Below are 15,298 nucleotides of genomic sequence, written 5' to 3'. Positions count from 1 at the left end.
TAAAAGGCAAGGACATGTGTCCTTGCCTTAAATATTTAAACAGATAAATTTTATAAGTTAAAAATGTTATTTAGACTCATTTTTATCTTGTTTGTTATTTTTCTTATTAGAAGGTTTATTGTTACCTTTATCTTCATTCACTTTCATAATTACTGGTAAAATCATCGGTCTACGAGCTGTCTTTTCATATAGATAAGGTTGAAGTGTTTCAATAATTGATGATTTAATCTGATGCCATTGAATATCTTTGTTACCATTTAATTTAGATATCACGTCTGTTTTAATTTTACGTTGTGCGTCATAAATAAGTTGACCGGATTCGCGCATATAAACAAAGCCACGTGAAATGATATCAGGTCCTGATAATAACTTATTAGTATTAAAATCGATACTTACAACAACAATGACTAAACCTTCTTCAGAAAGTAGTTTACGATCTCTAATAACTACATTTCCGATATCTCCAATACCGCTACCGTCTACTAACACATTACCTGATGGGATTCTTCCAGCTTTACGAGCTGAATCATGTGTTAAAGCTAAGACATCACCGATATCGAAAATGAATACATTATCCTCATCTACACCACATTCAACACCCGTTTGACCATGTGCTTTCAACATACGATATTCACCATGAATAGGTAAGAAATACTTAGGTTGAATTAAACGTAGCATCAATTGTTGGTCACCTTGTGAACCATGACCTGACGTGTGAATATTTGAAATCTTACTGTGAATGACATCCGCACCAGCTTTATATAAAGCATTTATAGTGCGATTGATACTTTTAGTGTTACCTGGAATAGGAGATGAACTGAATACTACAGTATCTTCAGGTATAATTTTAATTTGTTTATGTGTACCATTTGCAATTCTTGATAATGCAGCCATTGGTTCACCTTGTGAACCAGTACAAAGAATTAACAATTCGTGTTTAGGTATATTGTTAATTTTATTAGGTTCAACAAATGTTTCAGGTGGTGCTTTAATATATCCAAGCTCCATACCAATTTTTATGTTATTTTCCATTGAACGACCAAAAGTAACGATTTTACGATTATATTTTATCGCTGCTTCAACTGCTTGTTGTACACGATAAATATTAGATGCGAAGGTCGCAAAAATGATACGGCCCTTGCAATTTCTAAAAATCTTATCAACGTTTTGTCCAACTTCACGTTCGCTAAGTGTAAAATCAGGTACTAGTGAATTTGTTGAGTCAGATAATAAACATAGTACGCCTTCTTCTCCAAGTTTAGCCATTTTAGCTATATTAGCTGGCTCTCCAACTGGAGTGAAATCAAACTTAAAGTCACCAGTATGAACAATTTTACCTTCTGGTGTATCAACGATAACTCCGTATGCTTCAGGAATACTATGAGTAGTTAAATAGAATGATATTTCAAAATGCTTAGATTTTATTACACTACTCTCATCAATTTCATGTAACTCAGTAGTTCTAAGTAAATGATGTTCTTCTAATTTATTGCGTATGAGACCTAATGCTAATGGACCACCGTAAATAGGTACATTAATTTGTTTTAATAGGAAGGGCACACCACCTATATGGTCTTCGTGTCCATGAGTAATAAACAGACCTACAATTTTGTCTTGGTTCTGTTCTAAGTAAGTGTAGTCAGGAATAACATAATCTATTCCTAGTAAGTTATCATCTGGGAATTTAATACCTGCATCAATGATAACAATTTCATTCTTGTACTCGATGGCGTAGGTATTTTTACCAACTTCACCTAAACCACCAAGTGCATACACACCTACTTCATTAGAATGTAATTGCTTCATTATTCAGCATTCTCCACATTGAAGTGAGTTGAGTGTTCTTTCTCATAGTCTAAATGTGCGCCCTCTAATTTAGTAATAAACTCAATATTGTAATTACGATCTTTCAAATAACGTCGAACTTGTTCTTCAGTTTGTCCTTCAACATAAATTGTTTGAGTGTTCTCACGAACGATGACTTCGTCTTTATTATGTTGATAAAATACTTTAAATACTGCCATTATATATATTTCCTCCTAGAATAATTTCCATAATTTATTTACGACCCTAGTCATTAATACTCGGGTTATTAAAGAATATTCATGCGTACAATTAAGTCTTCAATAATCTAGTGTTCTAATATTTTATTTAGAAACATACCAGCTCAATCTAAACTTTAATATATATGTTCGTTTAATTTCACTGCCCAGTATGTTTTCTAGGGTAATAGTGTCGTTCCTAATTAGAAATTAGTATTGATATACTAAGATTTCAGTTAAGTTATATTTTACATGATGTATTTGAATAAATAAAGCAGTTTTATCTTACTAATTATTGAGTCATACGTATTATTATATATAGTAATATTTTTATTTTGAAAAATAAAAAATACACTTCATCAAGCGTGATAAGTTATCAACTTGATAAAGTGTATATAAGTTTAATAATTTTACTTAAACTTCGACTGCATCGTCGTGAGGTTTAAGTGGTTCATTAGCGTCAATATAATCATAAAACATAACGCCATTTAAATGATCAATTTCGTGTTGAAACACAATTGCTGGATAGCCTTTTAATCTTAGTTTAACTTCATTACCGTCTATATCTTGAGCTTTAATTGTCACTCTATTATGACGGTGTACTAATCCTGGAATGTTTTCGTCAACACTCAAACAACCTTCGCCAGTTGGTAGATAAGCTTCCTGCACACTGTAGCTCATAACTTTAGGATTGACGAGCATATAATCATAAGATTTTCCATTACCATCGTCTGGTAAATAAACTGCTATCATTCTTTTAGCCACATCAATTTGTGGAGCTGCCAAACCAACGCCAGAACGTAATCCATAACGTTTTGCAGTTTCTTCATCTTGACTATTAATTAAAAACTCTCGCATAGAGCGTAAAGTTTCTTTATCTTCTTCAGAAAGAGGGAAACTTAATTCTTTAGCCTTCTCACGAAGCGTTGGATGACCGTCTCTAATAATATCTTTCATAGTTAACATGTCATACACCTTCCTTAAGTAATAATATATCAGATACTATAGAGATTAGTACATTAATAGGTATTTGATTTTGAATGAAGGTTTTATATTATATGTGGAACAGACACTTTAGACTATTTCATTTAGCTTCAATGAATCGTTTTATTAGTGTATATTGATTTATGAACAATAATTATTTAATATTACAAGCGAACAACTATGAGGAGGTAACAGTTAATGAAGTTCGGTAAAACTGTCGCAATTGTCCTAACATCAACAGTGTTATTAGCTGGATGTACAACTGACAAAAAAGAAATTAAAAAATATGACAACCAAGTTCAAAAAGCTTTTGACCAAGAAAAATCAGTAAATAGTACTAGTAAAAAAATAAATGATTTAGAAGAAAAGAAACAAAAATTATTTAAAAAAGTAAATGGTAAAGATCAGAATACAAGAAAACAAGCTGCAGAAGATATCGTAAAAAATGTAGAGAAGCGTCAAAAAGAATTTAAAATCGAAGAACAAGCATTGAATAATTCTGAAAAAGAATTTAAAAAAGCTAAACAGTATATGAATCATATTGATAACTCGGCTAAGAAAAAAGAAGTAACTCAACTTAATGATGCACTCAAAGAAAAATACGAAGCACATGATGCATATGCAAAGGCTTACAAAAAAGCTTTAAACAAAGAAAAAGAACTGTTTACATTCTTGAACCAAGATGGTGCTACACAATCAGAAGTAGACAGTAAATCTAAAGATTTATCAAAAGCATATAAAGATATGAATAAAAAATTCAATACCTACTCAAAAGCGATGAGAAAGGTTACTCAAGAGAAACAAGACGTAGATCAATTGAAATAAATTATCAGACTGATACAGTTGTGCGGAAAGTACTATAACAGACCGTGCAACTGTATCTTTTTCTATTGAAACAGAACTTTATGAAATCGTTTAACAGGAAAAATCATTTGTGATACAATTAGGGAGGATAAAATGAATTTCTATTTACATGGGAAAGGTATGGTGAATTGAATGGCTCCTAAGTTACAAGCCCAATTCGATGCAGTTAAAGTATTAAATGAAACTCAATCGAAATTTGAAATGGTTCAAATTTTGGATGAGGATGGTAATGTCGTAAATGAAGACTTAGTACCTGATTTAACAGATGAACAATTAGTAGAATTAATGGAAAGAATGGTATGGACGCGTATTCTTGACCAACGTTCTATCTCATTAAACAGACAAGGACGTTTAGGTTTCTATGCACCTACAGCAGGTCAAGAAGCATCTCAACTTGCTTCACAATATGCTTTAGAAAAAGAAGACTTCATCCTACCTGGTTATCGTGATGTTCCTCAAATTATTTGGCATGGTTTACCACTTACAGAAGCTTTCTTATTCTCTAGAGGACACTTCAAAGGTAACCAATTCCCTGAAGGCGTTAATGCACTAAGTCCACAAATTATTATCGGTGCTCAATATGTACAAACAGCTGGAGTAGCATTCGGTCTTAAAAAACGTGGTAAAAACGCAGTAGCAATTACTTATACTGGTGATGGTGGTTCTTCACAAGGTGACTTCTATGAAGGTATCAACTTTGCATCAGCGTATAAAGCGCCTGCTATTTTTGTAATTCAAAATAACAATTACGCTATTTCAACACCACGTAGTAAACAAACTGCTGCAACAACATTAGCTCAAAAAGCTATCGCAGTTGGTGTACCAGGTATTCAAGTAGATGGTATGGATGCTTTAGCTGTATATCAAGCTACATTAGAAGCGCGTGAAAGAGCTGTTGCAGGTGAAGGTCCAACAGTAATTGAAACATTAACTTATCGTTATGGACCACATACAATGGCTGGTGATGATCCAACTCGTTACAGAACCTCAGATGAAGACGCAGAGTGGGAGAAAAAAGACCCATTAGTACGTTTTAGAAAATATTTAGAAGCAAAAGGTCTTTGGAATGAAGATAAAGAAAATGAAGTCATTGAACGTGCTAAATCTGAAATTAAAACAGCTATTAAAGAGGCTGACAATACAGACAAACAAACTGTTACTTCTCTAATGGATATTATGTATGAAGATATGCCTCAAAATTTATCAGAACAATATGAAATTTACAAAGAGAAGGAGTCGAAGTAAGCCATGGCACAAATGACAATGGTTCAAGCGATTAACGACGCGCTTAAAAGTGAACTTAAAAGAGACGAAGACGTTTTAGTTTTCGGTGAAGACGTTGGTGTTAACGGCGGTGTATTCCGTGTTACTGAAGGTTTACAAAAAGAATTTGGTGAAGATCGAGTATTTGACACACCATTAGCGGAATCTGGTATTGGTGGTTTAGCGTTAGGATTAGCTGTAACAGGTTATCGCCCAGTTATGGAAATCCAATTCTTAGGATTCGTATTTGAAGTATTTGACGAAGTTGCAGGTCAAATTGCTCGTACACGTTTCCGTTCAGGCGGGTCTAAACCAGCACCAGTTACTATTCGTGCACCATTTGGTGGTGGAGTACACACTCCAGAATTACACGCCGATAATTTAGAAGGTATCTTAGCACAATCACCTGGTTTAAAAGTGATTATTCCATCTGGGCCATATGATGCGAAAGGCTTATTAATTTCAGCAATTCAAAGTAATGACCCTGTTGTCTACTTAGAACATATGAAATTGTATCGTTCTTTCCGTGAAGAGGTACCGGAAGAAGAATATACAATTGACATTGGTAAAGCTAATGTTAAAAAAGAAGGTAATGATATATCTCTAATTGCGTACGGTGCTATGGTTCAAGAATCTATCAAAGCAGCTGAAGAGCTTGAAAAAGATGGATACTCTGTCGAAGTCATCGACTTACGTACAGTTCAACCAATTGACATTGATACATTAGTTGCATCAGTAGAAAAAACTGGTCGTGCAGTAGTTGTTCAAGAAGCACAACGCCAAGCTGGTGTAGGTGCACAGGTTGCTGCAGAATTAGCTGAGCGTGCAATTCTTTCATTAGAAGCACCTATCGCTCGTGTAGCTGCAGCTGATACTGTATATCCATTCACTCAAGCTGAGAATGTTTGGTTACCAAACAAAAATGACATCGTTGAACAAGCTAAAGCTACATTAGAGTTCTAATTTAAACTCATTAATAAATTAAGTAGCTAACTATAGCAATGAGTAATGAATAAGTGTAAACTAGGTTGTAAGGGCTTCCTTAACTTGCAACTTTAGTATATAAGTATTTGAAATGATTTGATTAAGTAAAATCTTAGGAGGACAAGAACGTGGCATTTGAATTTAGATTACCCGATATCGGGGAAGGTATCCACGAAGGTGAAATTGTAAAATGGTTTGTTAAAGCTGGAGATACCATCGAAGAAGATGATGTCTTAGCAGAAGTGCAAAACGACAAATCTGTAGTAGAAATCCCATCGCCTGTTAGCGGAACTGTTGAAGAAGTTTTAGTAGATGAAGGAACTGTTGCAGTAGTTGGTGACGTTATTGTAAAAATTGATGCTCCTGATGCTGAAGAAATGCAATTTAAAGGTAGCCATAGTGATGACTCTTCTAAACAAGAAGAGAAACAAGAAGAAGCACCAGCTGAAAAAGAATCAACTTCATCATCACAATCTCAGGAAGCTTCAACAGCTTCTACTCAAGAAGCAGAAGTTGATGAGAATAAAACAGTTAAGGCTATGCCTTCTGTACGTAAATACGCTCGTGAAAATGGTGTAAACATTAAAGCTGTTACAGGCTCTGGTAAAAACGGACGTATTACTAAAGAAGACGTAGATGCATACTTAAATGGTGGAAGCACGGATTCAGCTTCTAACGAAAGTGCAGCTGCATCATCTAAAGGTAGTGAAGAAACTAGTGCTTCAGCTAGTCAATCAGTACCAGAAGGTGACTTCCCAGAAACAACTGAGAAAATCCCTGCTATGCGTAAAGCAATTGCTAAAGCAATGGTTAACTCAAAACATACAGCACCTCATGTTACATTAATGGATGAAATTGATGTACAAGAATTATGGGATCACCGTAAAAAATTCAAAGAAATTGCAGCTGAACAAGGTACTAAACTAACGTTCTTACCATATGTTGTTAAGGCTTTAGTTTCTGCACTTAAAAAATATCCAGCACTTAACACTTCATTTAATGAAGAAGCTGGCGAAGTTGTACACAAACATTATTGGAATATCGGTATCGCAGCTGACACAGATAAAGGTTTATTAGTTCCTGTTGTTAAACATGCGGATCGTAAATCAATCTTCGAAATTTCAGATGAAATCAATGAACTTGCAGTTAAAGCTCGTGACGGTAAATTGACTTCAGATGAAATGAAAGGTGCAACTTGTACAATCAGTAATATCGGTTCAGCTGGTGGACAATGGTTCACTCCAGTTATCAATCACCCAGAAGTAGCCATCTTAGGAATTGGCCGTATTGCTCAAAAACCTATTGTTAAGGATGGAGAAATTATAGCAGCTCCAGTATTAGCGTTATCACTAAGCTTTGACCACAGACAAATTGATGGCGCAACTGGTCAAAATGCTATGAATCACATTAAACGTTTATTAAATAATCCAGAACTATTATTAATGGAGGGGTAAAAACATGGTAGTTGGAGATTTCCCAATTGAAACAGATACTATTGTAATCGGAGCAGGTCCTGGTGGATACGTTGCAGCAATTCGCGCAGCGCAATTAGGACAAAAAGTAACAATCGTTGAGAAAGGTAATTTAGGTGGCGTGTGCTTAAACGTTGGTTGTATTCCATCTAAAGCATTATTACACGCGTCTCATCGTTTTGTTGAAGCGCAACATTCAGAAAACTTAGGGGTTATTGCTGAAAGCGTGTCTTTAAACTACGAGAAAGTCCAAGAATTCAAATCATCAGTAGTAAATAAATTAACTGGTGGTGTTGAAGGATTATTAAAAGGTAACAAAGTTGAAATCGTTAAAGGTGAAGCATACTTTGTTGATAATAATAGCCTTCGCGTTATGGACGAAAAAAGTGCTCAAACTTACAATTTCAAACATGCTATTATCGCAACTGGTTCTAGACCAATTGAAATTCCTAATTTTGAATTTGGTGAGCGTGTTATCGATTCAACTGGCGCTTTAAATTTACAAGAAGTTCCTGGTAAACTTGTTGTTGTTGGTGGCGGTTATATCGGCTCTGAATTAGGTACAGCATTTGCTAACTTCGGTTCAGAAGTAACAATCCTTGAAGGTGCTAAAGACATCTTAGGTGGATTCGAAAAACAAATGACTCAACCAGTTAAAAAAGGCATGAAAGAAAAAGGTATCGAAATTGTCACTGAAGCTATGGCTAAATCTGCTGAAGAAACTGACAATGGCGTTAAAGTTACGTATGAAGCTAATGGTGAAGAACAAACTATTGAAGCTGACTACGTATTAGTTACTGTAGGACGTCGTCCAAACACTGATGAATTAGGCTTAGAGGAATTAGGTCTTAAATTCGCAGATCGTGGTTTATTAGAAGTAGATAAACAAAGCCGTACTTCTATTGAGAATATCTTTGCAATTGGTGATATCGTTCCTGGTTTACCACTTGCACATAAAGCAAGTTACGAAGCTAAAGTAGCTGCTGAAGCAATTGATGGTCAAGCTGCTGAAGTTGATTACATTGGTATGCCTGCAGTATGCTTCACTGAACCAGAATTAGCTCAAGTAGGTTACACTGAGGCTCAAGCGAAAGAAGAAGGTTTATCAATTAAAGCTTCTAAATTCCCATATGCAGCTAATGGACGTGCGTTATCATTAGATGATACTAATGGTTTTGTTAAATTAATTACACTTAAAGAAGATGATACTTTAATTGGTGCTCAAGTTGTTGGTACTGGCGCATCTGATATCATCTCTGAATTAGGTTTAGCAATTGAATCAGGTATGAATGCAGAAGATATCGCATTAACTGTTCATGCTCACCCAACTTTAGGTGAAATGTCAATGGAAGCTGCTGAAAAAGCAATTGGTTATCCAATCCATACTATGTAATTATTAAACCTTAATCACAATAGTTAAAGATTAATCATTATATACTGCTGAGACTCGTCATGTGCGGGTCTCAGCTTTTTTAATTATTTTTTGTATCGGTTGTTTTATAAAAATGGCTCCGATACACTGTACTTACATAATTATTACAGGAGGTTATTAAGACAATGGAATATCAATATCCTTTAGATTTAGATTGGACGAATGAAGAAATGATGCAAGTCATTCATTTTTTTAATAAAATTGAAAATTACTATGAATCTTCTGTTAAAGGTGAAGATGTAAAAAAAGCTTATAAAAAATTTAAAGACATTGTACCTGGTAAAGCTGAAGAAAAACAAATCTTTAAAGAATTTGAAAATAAAAGCGGATATAATAGTTATAAAGTTGTTCAAGAGGTAAATAAATATCCTGAACAGCAGAGATTTGGTAAAGAATCTTAATTGATTTTAGATACACTTATTATCTAAAAATTTATACTTACTTGTTTTCTAAAACAATTGAATAAAACTATTGCTTACAAAGCTATATTCTGTTACTTTTATAAAGCACTAAACAAAATGTTTGATATTAGTAAACTTAATGTAGCTTTTTTAGGTGGTTAAAAATATGGATATAGGATATAAATTAAGAAATTTAAGACGTATTAAAAATTTTACTCAGGAAGAACTTGCTGAACGTACGGATTTGTCAAAAGGATATATCTCTCAGATTGAGAGTCAACATGCGTCTCCAAGTATAGAGACGTTTTTAAACATTTTAGAAGTTCTTGGGACACCAGCTAGTGACTTTTTTCAAGAGCGCCCAAGTGAGAAAGTGTTATATAAAAAGAAAGATCAAATTACATATGATGAATACGATCGGGGTTATATTATAAATTGGCTAGTTACAGATTCAAATGAATTTGAAATGGAACCATTGATTCTTACATTGAAACCTGGAGCATCCTATAAAAATTTTAAACCATCTGAGTCAGACACGTTTATATACTGCTTAGAAGGTGAAGTGTCATTGCTACTTGGTAATCAAACTTATAAAGCGAGTACTGAAGATGTACTTTATTTTAAGGCGAGAGATAAACATCGCTTATACAATGAAACTCATGAAGAAGTGAAAATATTAATTGTTGCCACAGCTTCATATTTATAGGGAGGAATGTTTATGAATCCGTTACTTTCATTCAAATCTGTAAGCAAAGGCTTTGATGATGTACAAATTTTAGATGAAATTGATTTAGATATTGAATCAGGTTATTTTTATACATTATTAGGACCTTCTGGCTGTGGAAAAACAACAATATTAAAGTTGATTGCTGGGTTCGAGTATCCTGACAGTGGAGAAGTGATATACCAAAATAAACCTATCGGAAAGTTACCCCCAAATAAACGTAAAGTAAATACAGTATTCCAAGATTATGCGCTCTTTCCACATCTTAACGTTTATGACAATATTGCCTATGGCTTAAAATTAAAAAAATTAAGCAAGTCTGAGATAGATGAAAAGGTGATAGAAGCTTTAAAACTAGTGAAGTTACAAGGTTATGAACAACGACAAATTGAAGGCATGAGTGGGGGACAAAAACAACGTGTAGCGATTGCTCGAGCGATAGTAAACGAACCTGAAATACTTTTACTTGATGAATCATTATCTGCATTAGATTTAAAATTGCGTACGGAAATGCAATATGAGTTACGTGAACTTCAATCTCGTTTAGGGATCACTTTCATATTTGTGACCCATGATCAAGAAGAGGCTTTAGCATTAAGTGATTATATCTTTGTTATGAAAGATGGGAAAATTCAACAGTTTGGTACGCCTATTGATATATATGATGAACCAGTTAATCGTTACGTCGCTGATTTTATTGGTGAATCAAATATCGTTGAAGGAAGAATGGTTAAAGATTTCGTAGTAAATATTTATGGTCAAAACTTTGAATGTGTAGATATGGGGATACCTGAAAATAAAAAAGTAGAAGTTGTAATTAGACCAGAAGACATATCACTCATTGATAAAGAACAAGGACTTTTTAAAGCAACTGTAGATTCAATGCTATTTAGAGGTGTACATTACGAAATTTGTTGTATTGATAGAAAAGGCTACGAATGGGTTATTCAATCTACTAAGAAAGCTGAAGTTGGAAGTGAAGTAGGTCTATTCTTTGAACCAGAAGCAATTCATATTATGGTACCTGGTGAAACTGAGGAAGAATTTGATAAGCGTATAGAGAGTTATGAGGATGTAGACCATGCGTAATATCAATAAATTACTACTTGTTCCATATTTATTATGGATGGTTATTTTTATTATTATACCTGTAATTTTACTTGTTTATTTCTCATTCACTGACGTGCATGGTCATTTTAGTTTTACAAATTATGAACAAATTTTTTCGTTGCGTTATTTTAAAATGTTTGCGGATTCCATATGGTATGCATTTCTAATCACTCTCATTACTTTATTGATCAGTTATCCAGCAGCATACTTTATTGCTCAATCTAGATTTCAGAATATATTACTAATGGTAATGATTATTCCAACGTGGATTAATTTACTTCTGAAGACCTATGCTTTTATAGGGTTATTAAGTCATGATGGTATTATAAATCAAGCACTTCATGTCTTTCACTTACCAGTATTTAATATGCTTTTCACAAGTGGAGCGTTTTTATTGGTTGCAAGTTATATTTATATCCCATTTATGATTTTACCTATATTCAATAGTATGAAATCAATACCTAATAACTTATTACAAGCTTCTAGTGATTTAGGTGCTAGTCCGTTAATTACTTTCAGAAAGGTCATCATTCCTTTAACTAAAGAGGGAGTAATGACGGGGATTCAAGTGACTTTTATACCTGCGTTATCACTATTCATGATTACGCGATTGATTGCAGGTAATAAAGTTATTAATATAGGTACATCGATTGAAGAGCAATTTCTAACAATTCAAAATTACGGTATGGGCTCTACAATTGCGTTATTCCTAATTATATTTATGGCCTTTATCTTAATCTTAACTAAATCTAACTCATCTAATGGGAAGGGGTGAACGACGTGAAATGGTATGGAAAGATGTACATAGGTATTTTAATAGCAATACTTTATATACCGATATTTTTCTTGATGATATATTCATTTAACTCAGCTGGAAATATGATTCATTTTGAGCATTTCACGTTAGAACATTATCGTACTCTCTTCCAAGATGATCGATTAATATCTGTAATATTCAACACGGTGGCGGTCGCCCTATTAGCTGCATCAGTGTCTACGGTAATTGGTACGTTTGGCGCGATTGCTTTATATTATTTACGCAATAAAAAATTCAAAGTAACATTATTGACTTTGAATAATGTACTCATGGTCTCATCGGATGTAGTTATTGGTGCATCATTTTTAATTATGTTTACCGCAATTGGACATTTTACTGGTTTAGGTTTAGGGTTCTTTACTGTATTAGCATCACATATCGCATTTTGTATACCTATCGTAGTGATTATTGTGTTACCACAACTTTATGAAATGAACGATAACATGTTGAACGCAGCTAGAGATTTAGGAGCTAATGAATCGCAATTATTGAGTAGCGTCATTATACCTAATATCATGCCTTCAATTATTGGAGGATTTTTCATGGCTTTAACATATTCTTTAGATGACTTTACAGTTAGCTTTTTCGTAACAGGAAACGGATTTAGTGTCTTATCTGTGGAAGTTTATGCAATGGCTAGAAAAGGTATAAGTATGGAAATTAATGCTATATCGACTATATTATTTATAGTTATTTTATTAGGTATCATAGGATATTATTTAATACAACACTTTGTTAAACGTCAAAAGACGGTGAAACGGGGTGTAAGTGAATGAAACGATTTCTACAACTTATCTTTTCTGCAGTAATTATTGGTATTTTATGTTTAGTTATGAGTCATTGGTTTAAATCTAAAGAGAACACCCAAACGCAAGAAAAGATTTATGTTTATAACTGGGGAGAATACATTGATCCTAGTTTGATTAAAAAGTTCGAAAAACAAACAGGCATACAAGTTGTATATGAAACGTTTGATTCAAATGAAGCCATGGAGGCCAAAATTCGTAATGGGGGTACACATTATGATGTGGCATTTCCAAGTGAGTACACCGTGCAAAAGCTTAAGCGTTCCAATTTGTTAGTTCCTTTAGATCATACTAAAATACCCAATATCAAAAATCTTGATTCTGATTATATGAATATGTCTTATGATCCTCATAATAAATATTCATTACCTTATTTCTTTGGTACAGTGGGTATTTTATATAATAAAGATAAATATCCTCATGATAATTTCAATAGTTGGAGTGATTTGTATCAATCTAAGTATAAAAATGATATTTTATTAGTAGATGGTGCTCGAGAAATGATGGGAATGGGATTAAACAAATTAGGTTATAGTTTGAATGATAACCATTCTTCTCATATTAAAAGAGCTGAAGTGGATTTGAAAAAGTTAGTTCCGCAAGTAAGAGGTGTCGTTGGTGATGAGATAACAATGATGCTTCAACAACATGAAGGTAACATCGCTGTAGTTTGGAGTGGTGTGGCAGCACCTTTAGTTCAAGGTAGTAATAAGTATAACTATGTCATTCCCAAAGAGGGATCTAATCTTTGGTTTGATAACATGGTTATTCCTAAAACTGCTCAGAATAAAGAAGGCGCATATAAATTTATGAACTTCTTATTAGATGAGAAAAATAATAAACAGAATACAGAGTGGGTAGGCTATGCAACGCCTAATAAAGCAGCTAGAGATAAGCTACCTAAAGAAGTTAGAGAAGACCATAGATTTTACCCAACAAAAAAAGAACAAAATCGTTTGGAAGTTTATAAGGACTTAGGCCAGAAAACACTTAGCGAATATAACGAAAGCTTTTTAAATTTTAAAATGAACTTAAAATAGATTGATGATAAATAGTAGTTATTTACTCATATTTCTTATATAATGATTTGATAGTAAAGTAAGGAGTTGTAGCGGATGTCAGGAGAGCAATACACACAAATTAAGCGTCCAGTCGGTCGGCTAACTGAAAAAGTACTAGGTTGGTTTAGTTGGGTATTTTTACTCATATTAACGATTGTAACGATGTTTATTGCACTTGTATCATTTAGTAATGATACATCGATTGCTAATTTAGAAAATTCATTAAATAATAATGAGTTGGTTCAACAAATTTTAGGTAACAATGATTTAAGTACAACTCAATTTGTTATATGGTTACAAAATGGTGTTTGGGCTATCATTGTTTACTTCATCATTTGTTTATTGATTTCATTCTTAGCTTTAATTTCAATGAATATTAGAATACTTTCAGGTTTCTTATTTCTATTAGCAGCTATAGTTACGATTCCATTGGTATTATTAGTTGTCACATTAATTATTCCAATTTTATTCTTTATCGTCGCTATCATGATGTTTGCTAGAAAAGATCGGGTAGAAACCGTACCAGCATACTATAATGATGATTATGGACAACCATACTATGATAATTATGAATACTATGATAAACGTAGACCACAGTCTACCTCTCATAATGACTATTACGAAGATGGGTACAATCACGGTTATTACGATGATTACGAACAACCACGTGATAATAAAGAATATAGAAACACACGTCGTAAACGCAGAAAAGAACGTCAACAAAGAGAAGCCTATGAAGCAGAGCACCAATATGAACCTCAACAACATGACGCTTATATGAATGATGAGTCAGAGAGTCATAATTATGATGAGACAGATGATAAATATGCTCAATTTCCAAAACGCGCTGTAGAAAGTGAATACAAGTCCACTCAGCAGGAAGAAGAAGAACCGGCGATTATGTCTAGACAGGCGAAATACAATAAGAAATCTAAAAAAGCTAAGCGTGATGAACAATTCCAAGAAGATTATTATCAAAATGAAGATGATAGTTACGGTTATGAGGATGGTTATGCTTACAACCAAGAGCCACAAGAACCTCAAGTTGATCCTAGAGAACTTAAGGCTCAACGCAAGAAAGAAAAAGCTGAAATTCGTGCGAAGAAAAGAGAAAAGAAAAAAGCTTATAATAAACGCATGAAAGAAAGAAGAAAGAATCAACCTAGTGCAGTCAATCAACGGAGAATGAATTACGAGGAACGTCGTCAAATGTTCCAAGGTGAAAAACCTCAAGAAGATAATCAAGAGAACCAAGTTGAACACAAAGACGACACGGAAAATAAATAACACTATATAAGTGATTGACTTAGAATGAAAAGTCAATCACTTTTTTTTATG

The 15,298-nt window shown here is 33.6% G+C and carries 15 protein-coding genes; 12 read left to right on the top strand and 3 right to left on the bottom strand.

Features of this window, described 5'->3' with window-relative positions; all coding sequences use genetic code 11:
* Positions 1–66 precede the first annotated feature (66 nt).
* The 3 genes from rnjA to def form a co-directional block, all read right to left on the bottom strand.
* Complete coding sequence (gene rnjA / locus HMPREF2706_RS08775; protein ID WP_002435458.1) at positions 67–1,806, bottom strand: ribonuclease J1; 1,740 nt, start codon at positions 1,804–1,806, stop codon at positions 67–69.
* Positions 1,806–2,024: a DNA-dependent RNA polymerase subunit epsilon gene (locus tag HMPREF2706_RS08770; protein ID WP_002435438.1), complete on the bottom strand. Its 219-nt coding sequence runs from the start codon at positions 2,022–2,024 to the stop codon at positions 1,806–1,808. Before HMPREF2706_RS08770 ends, rnjA begins: the two co-directional genes overlap by 1 nt.
* Before the next feature lie 432 nt (positions 2,025–2,456).
* Entirely contained in the window at positions 2,457–3,008 is a 552-nt protein-coding gene (gene def / locus HMPREF2706_RS08765; protein WP_023350468.1) for a peptide deformylase, read from the bottom strand.
* Positions 3,009–3,224: 216 nt separating this feature from the next.
* On the opposite strand from def, the gene HMPREF2706_RS08760 reads away from it, so the two are divergent.
* From HMPREF2706_RS08760 to auxB, 12 genes are all read left to right on the top strand, one after another.
* The gene (locus HMPREF2706_RS08760; protein WP_030065193.1) at positions 3,225–3,851 is read left to right on the top strand and encodes a YkyA family protein; all 627 of its coding nucleotides are present in this window, start codon (positions 3,225–3,227) and stop codon (positions 3,849–3,851) included.
* 171 nt (positions 3,852–4,022) lie between these two features.
* Positions 4,023–5,135, top strand: coding sequence for a pyruvate dehydrogenase (acetyl-transferring) E1 component subunit alpha (pdhA, locus tag HMPREF2706_RS08755; RefSeq protein WP_002435429.1), 1,113 nt, complete (start codon positions 4,023–4,025; stop codon positions 5,133–5,135).
* Between the two features lie 3 nt (positions 5,136–5,138).
* Positions 5,139–6,116 (top strand): alpha-ketoacid dehydrogenase subunit beta, encoded by a 978-nt coding sequence (locus tag HMPREF2706_RS08750; protein ID WP_002435445.1) that lies wholly within the window; start codon positions 5,139–5,141, stop codon positions 6,114–6,116.
* 149 nt (positions 6,117–6,265) lie between these two features.
* Positions 6,266–7,591, top strand: coding sequence for a dihydrolipoamide acetyltransferase family protein (locus HMPREF2706_RS08745; RefSeq protein WP_030065195.1), 1,326 nt, complete (start codon positions 6,266–6,268; stop codon positions 7,589–7,591).
* Positions 7,592–7,595: 4 nt separating this feature from the next.
* Positions 7,596–9,002, top strand: a complete 1,407-nt coding sequence (gene lpdA / locus HMPREF2706_RS08740; RefSeq protein WP_002435425.1) for a dihydrolipoyl dehydrogenase — start codon at positions 7,596–7,598, stop codon at positions 9,000–9,002.
* Between the two features lie 164 nt (positions 9,003–9,166).
* Positions 9,167–9,442, top strand: a complete 276-nt coding sequence (locus HMPREF2706_RS08735) for a UPF0223 family protein (protein ID WP_002435331.1) — start codon at positions 9,167–9,169, stop codon at positions 9,440–9,442.
* Between the two features lie 166 nt (positions 9,443–9,608).
* Positions 9,609–10,148 carry a helix-turn-helix domain-containing protein gene (locus HMPREF2706_RS08730; protein ID WP_030065198.1) on the top strand — a complete coding sequence of 180 codons (540 nt, stop codon included), beginning with the start codon at positions 9,609–9,611 and terminating at the stop codon, positions 10,146–10,148.
* Positions 10,149–10,160: 12 nt separating this feature from the next.
* Positions 10,161–11,255 (top strand): ABC transporter ATP-binding protein, encoded by a 1,095-nt coding sequence (locus HMPREF2706_RS08725; RefSeq protein WP_037548702.1) that lies wholly within the window; start codon positions 10,161–10,163, stop codon positions 11,253–11,255.
* Positions 11,248–12,051 carry an ABC transporter permease gene (locus HMPREF2706_RS08720; protein WP_002435321.1) on the top strand — a complete coding sequence of 268 codons (804 nt, stop codon included), beginning with the start codon at positions 11,248–11,250 and terminating at the stop codon, positions 12,049–12,051. Before HMPREF2706_RS08725 ends, HMPREF2706_RS08720 begins: the two co-directional genes overlap by 8 nt.
* A gap of 5 nt (positions 12,052–12,056) precedes the next feature.
* Positions 12,057–12,869, top strand: coding sequence for an ABC transporter permease (locus HMPREF2706_RS08715; RefSeq protein WP_030065202.1), 813 nt, complete (start codon positions 12,057–12,059; stop codon positions 12,867–12,869).
* Positions 12,866–13,939 (top strand): ABC transporter substrate-binding protein, encoded by a 1,074-nt coding sequence (locus HMPREF2706_RS08710; RefSeq protein ID WP_030065205.1) that lies wholly within the window; start codon positions 12,866–12,868, stop codon positions 13,937–13,939. Before HMPREF2706_RS08715 ends, HMPREF2706_RS08710 begins: the two co-directional genes overlap by 4 nt.
* A 75-nt stretch (positions 13,940–14,014) precedes the next feature.
* Positions 14,015–15,247: a lipoteichoic acid stability factor AuxB gene (auxB, locus tag HMPREF2706_RS08705; RefSeq protein WP_030065207.1), complete on the top strand. Its 1,233-nt coding sequence runs from the start codon at positions 14,015–14,017 to the stop codon at positions 15,245–15,247.
* Positions 15,248–15,298: the final 51 nt, after the last annotated feature.

It is taken from the genome of Staphylococcus sp. HMSC067F07, from assembly GCF_001837405.1.
Taxonomy (GTDB): domain Bacteria; phylum Bacillota; class Bacilli; order Staphylococcales; family Staphylococcaceae; genus Staphylococcus; species Staphylococcus capitis.
The sequence above is the reverse complement of the archived record's forward strand: the minus strand, read 5'-3'. Positions and strand labels throughout refer to the sequence as shown.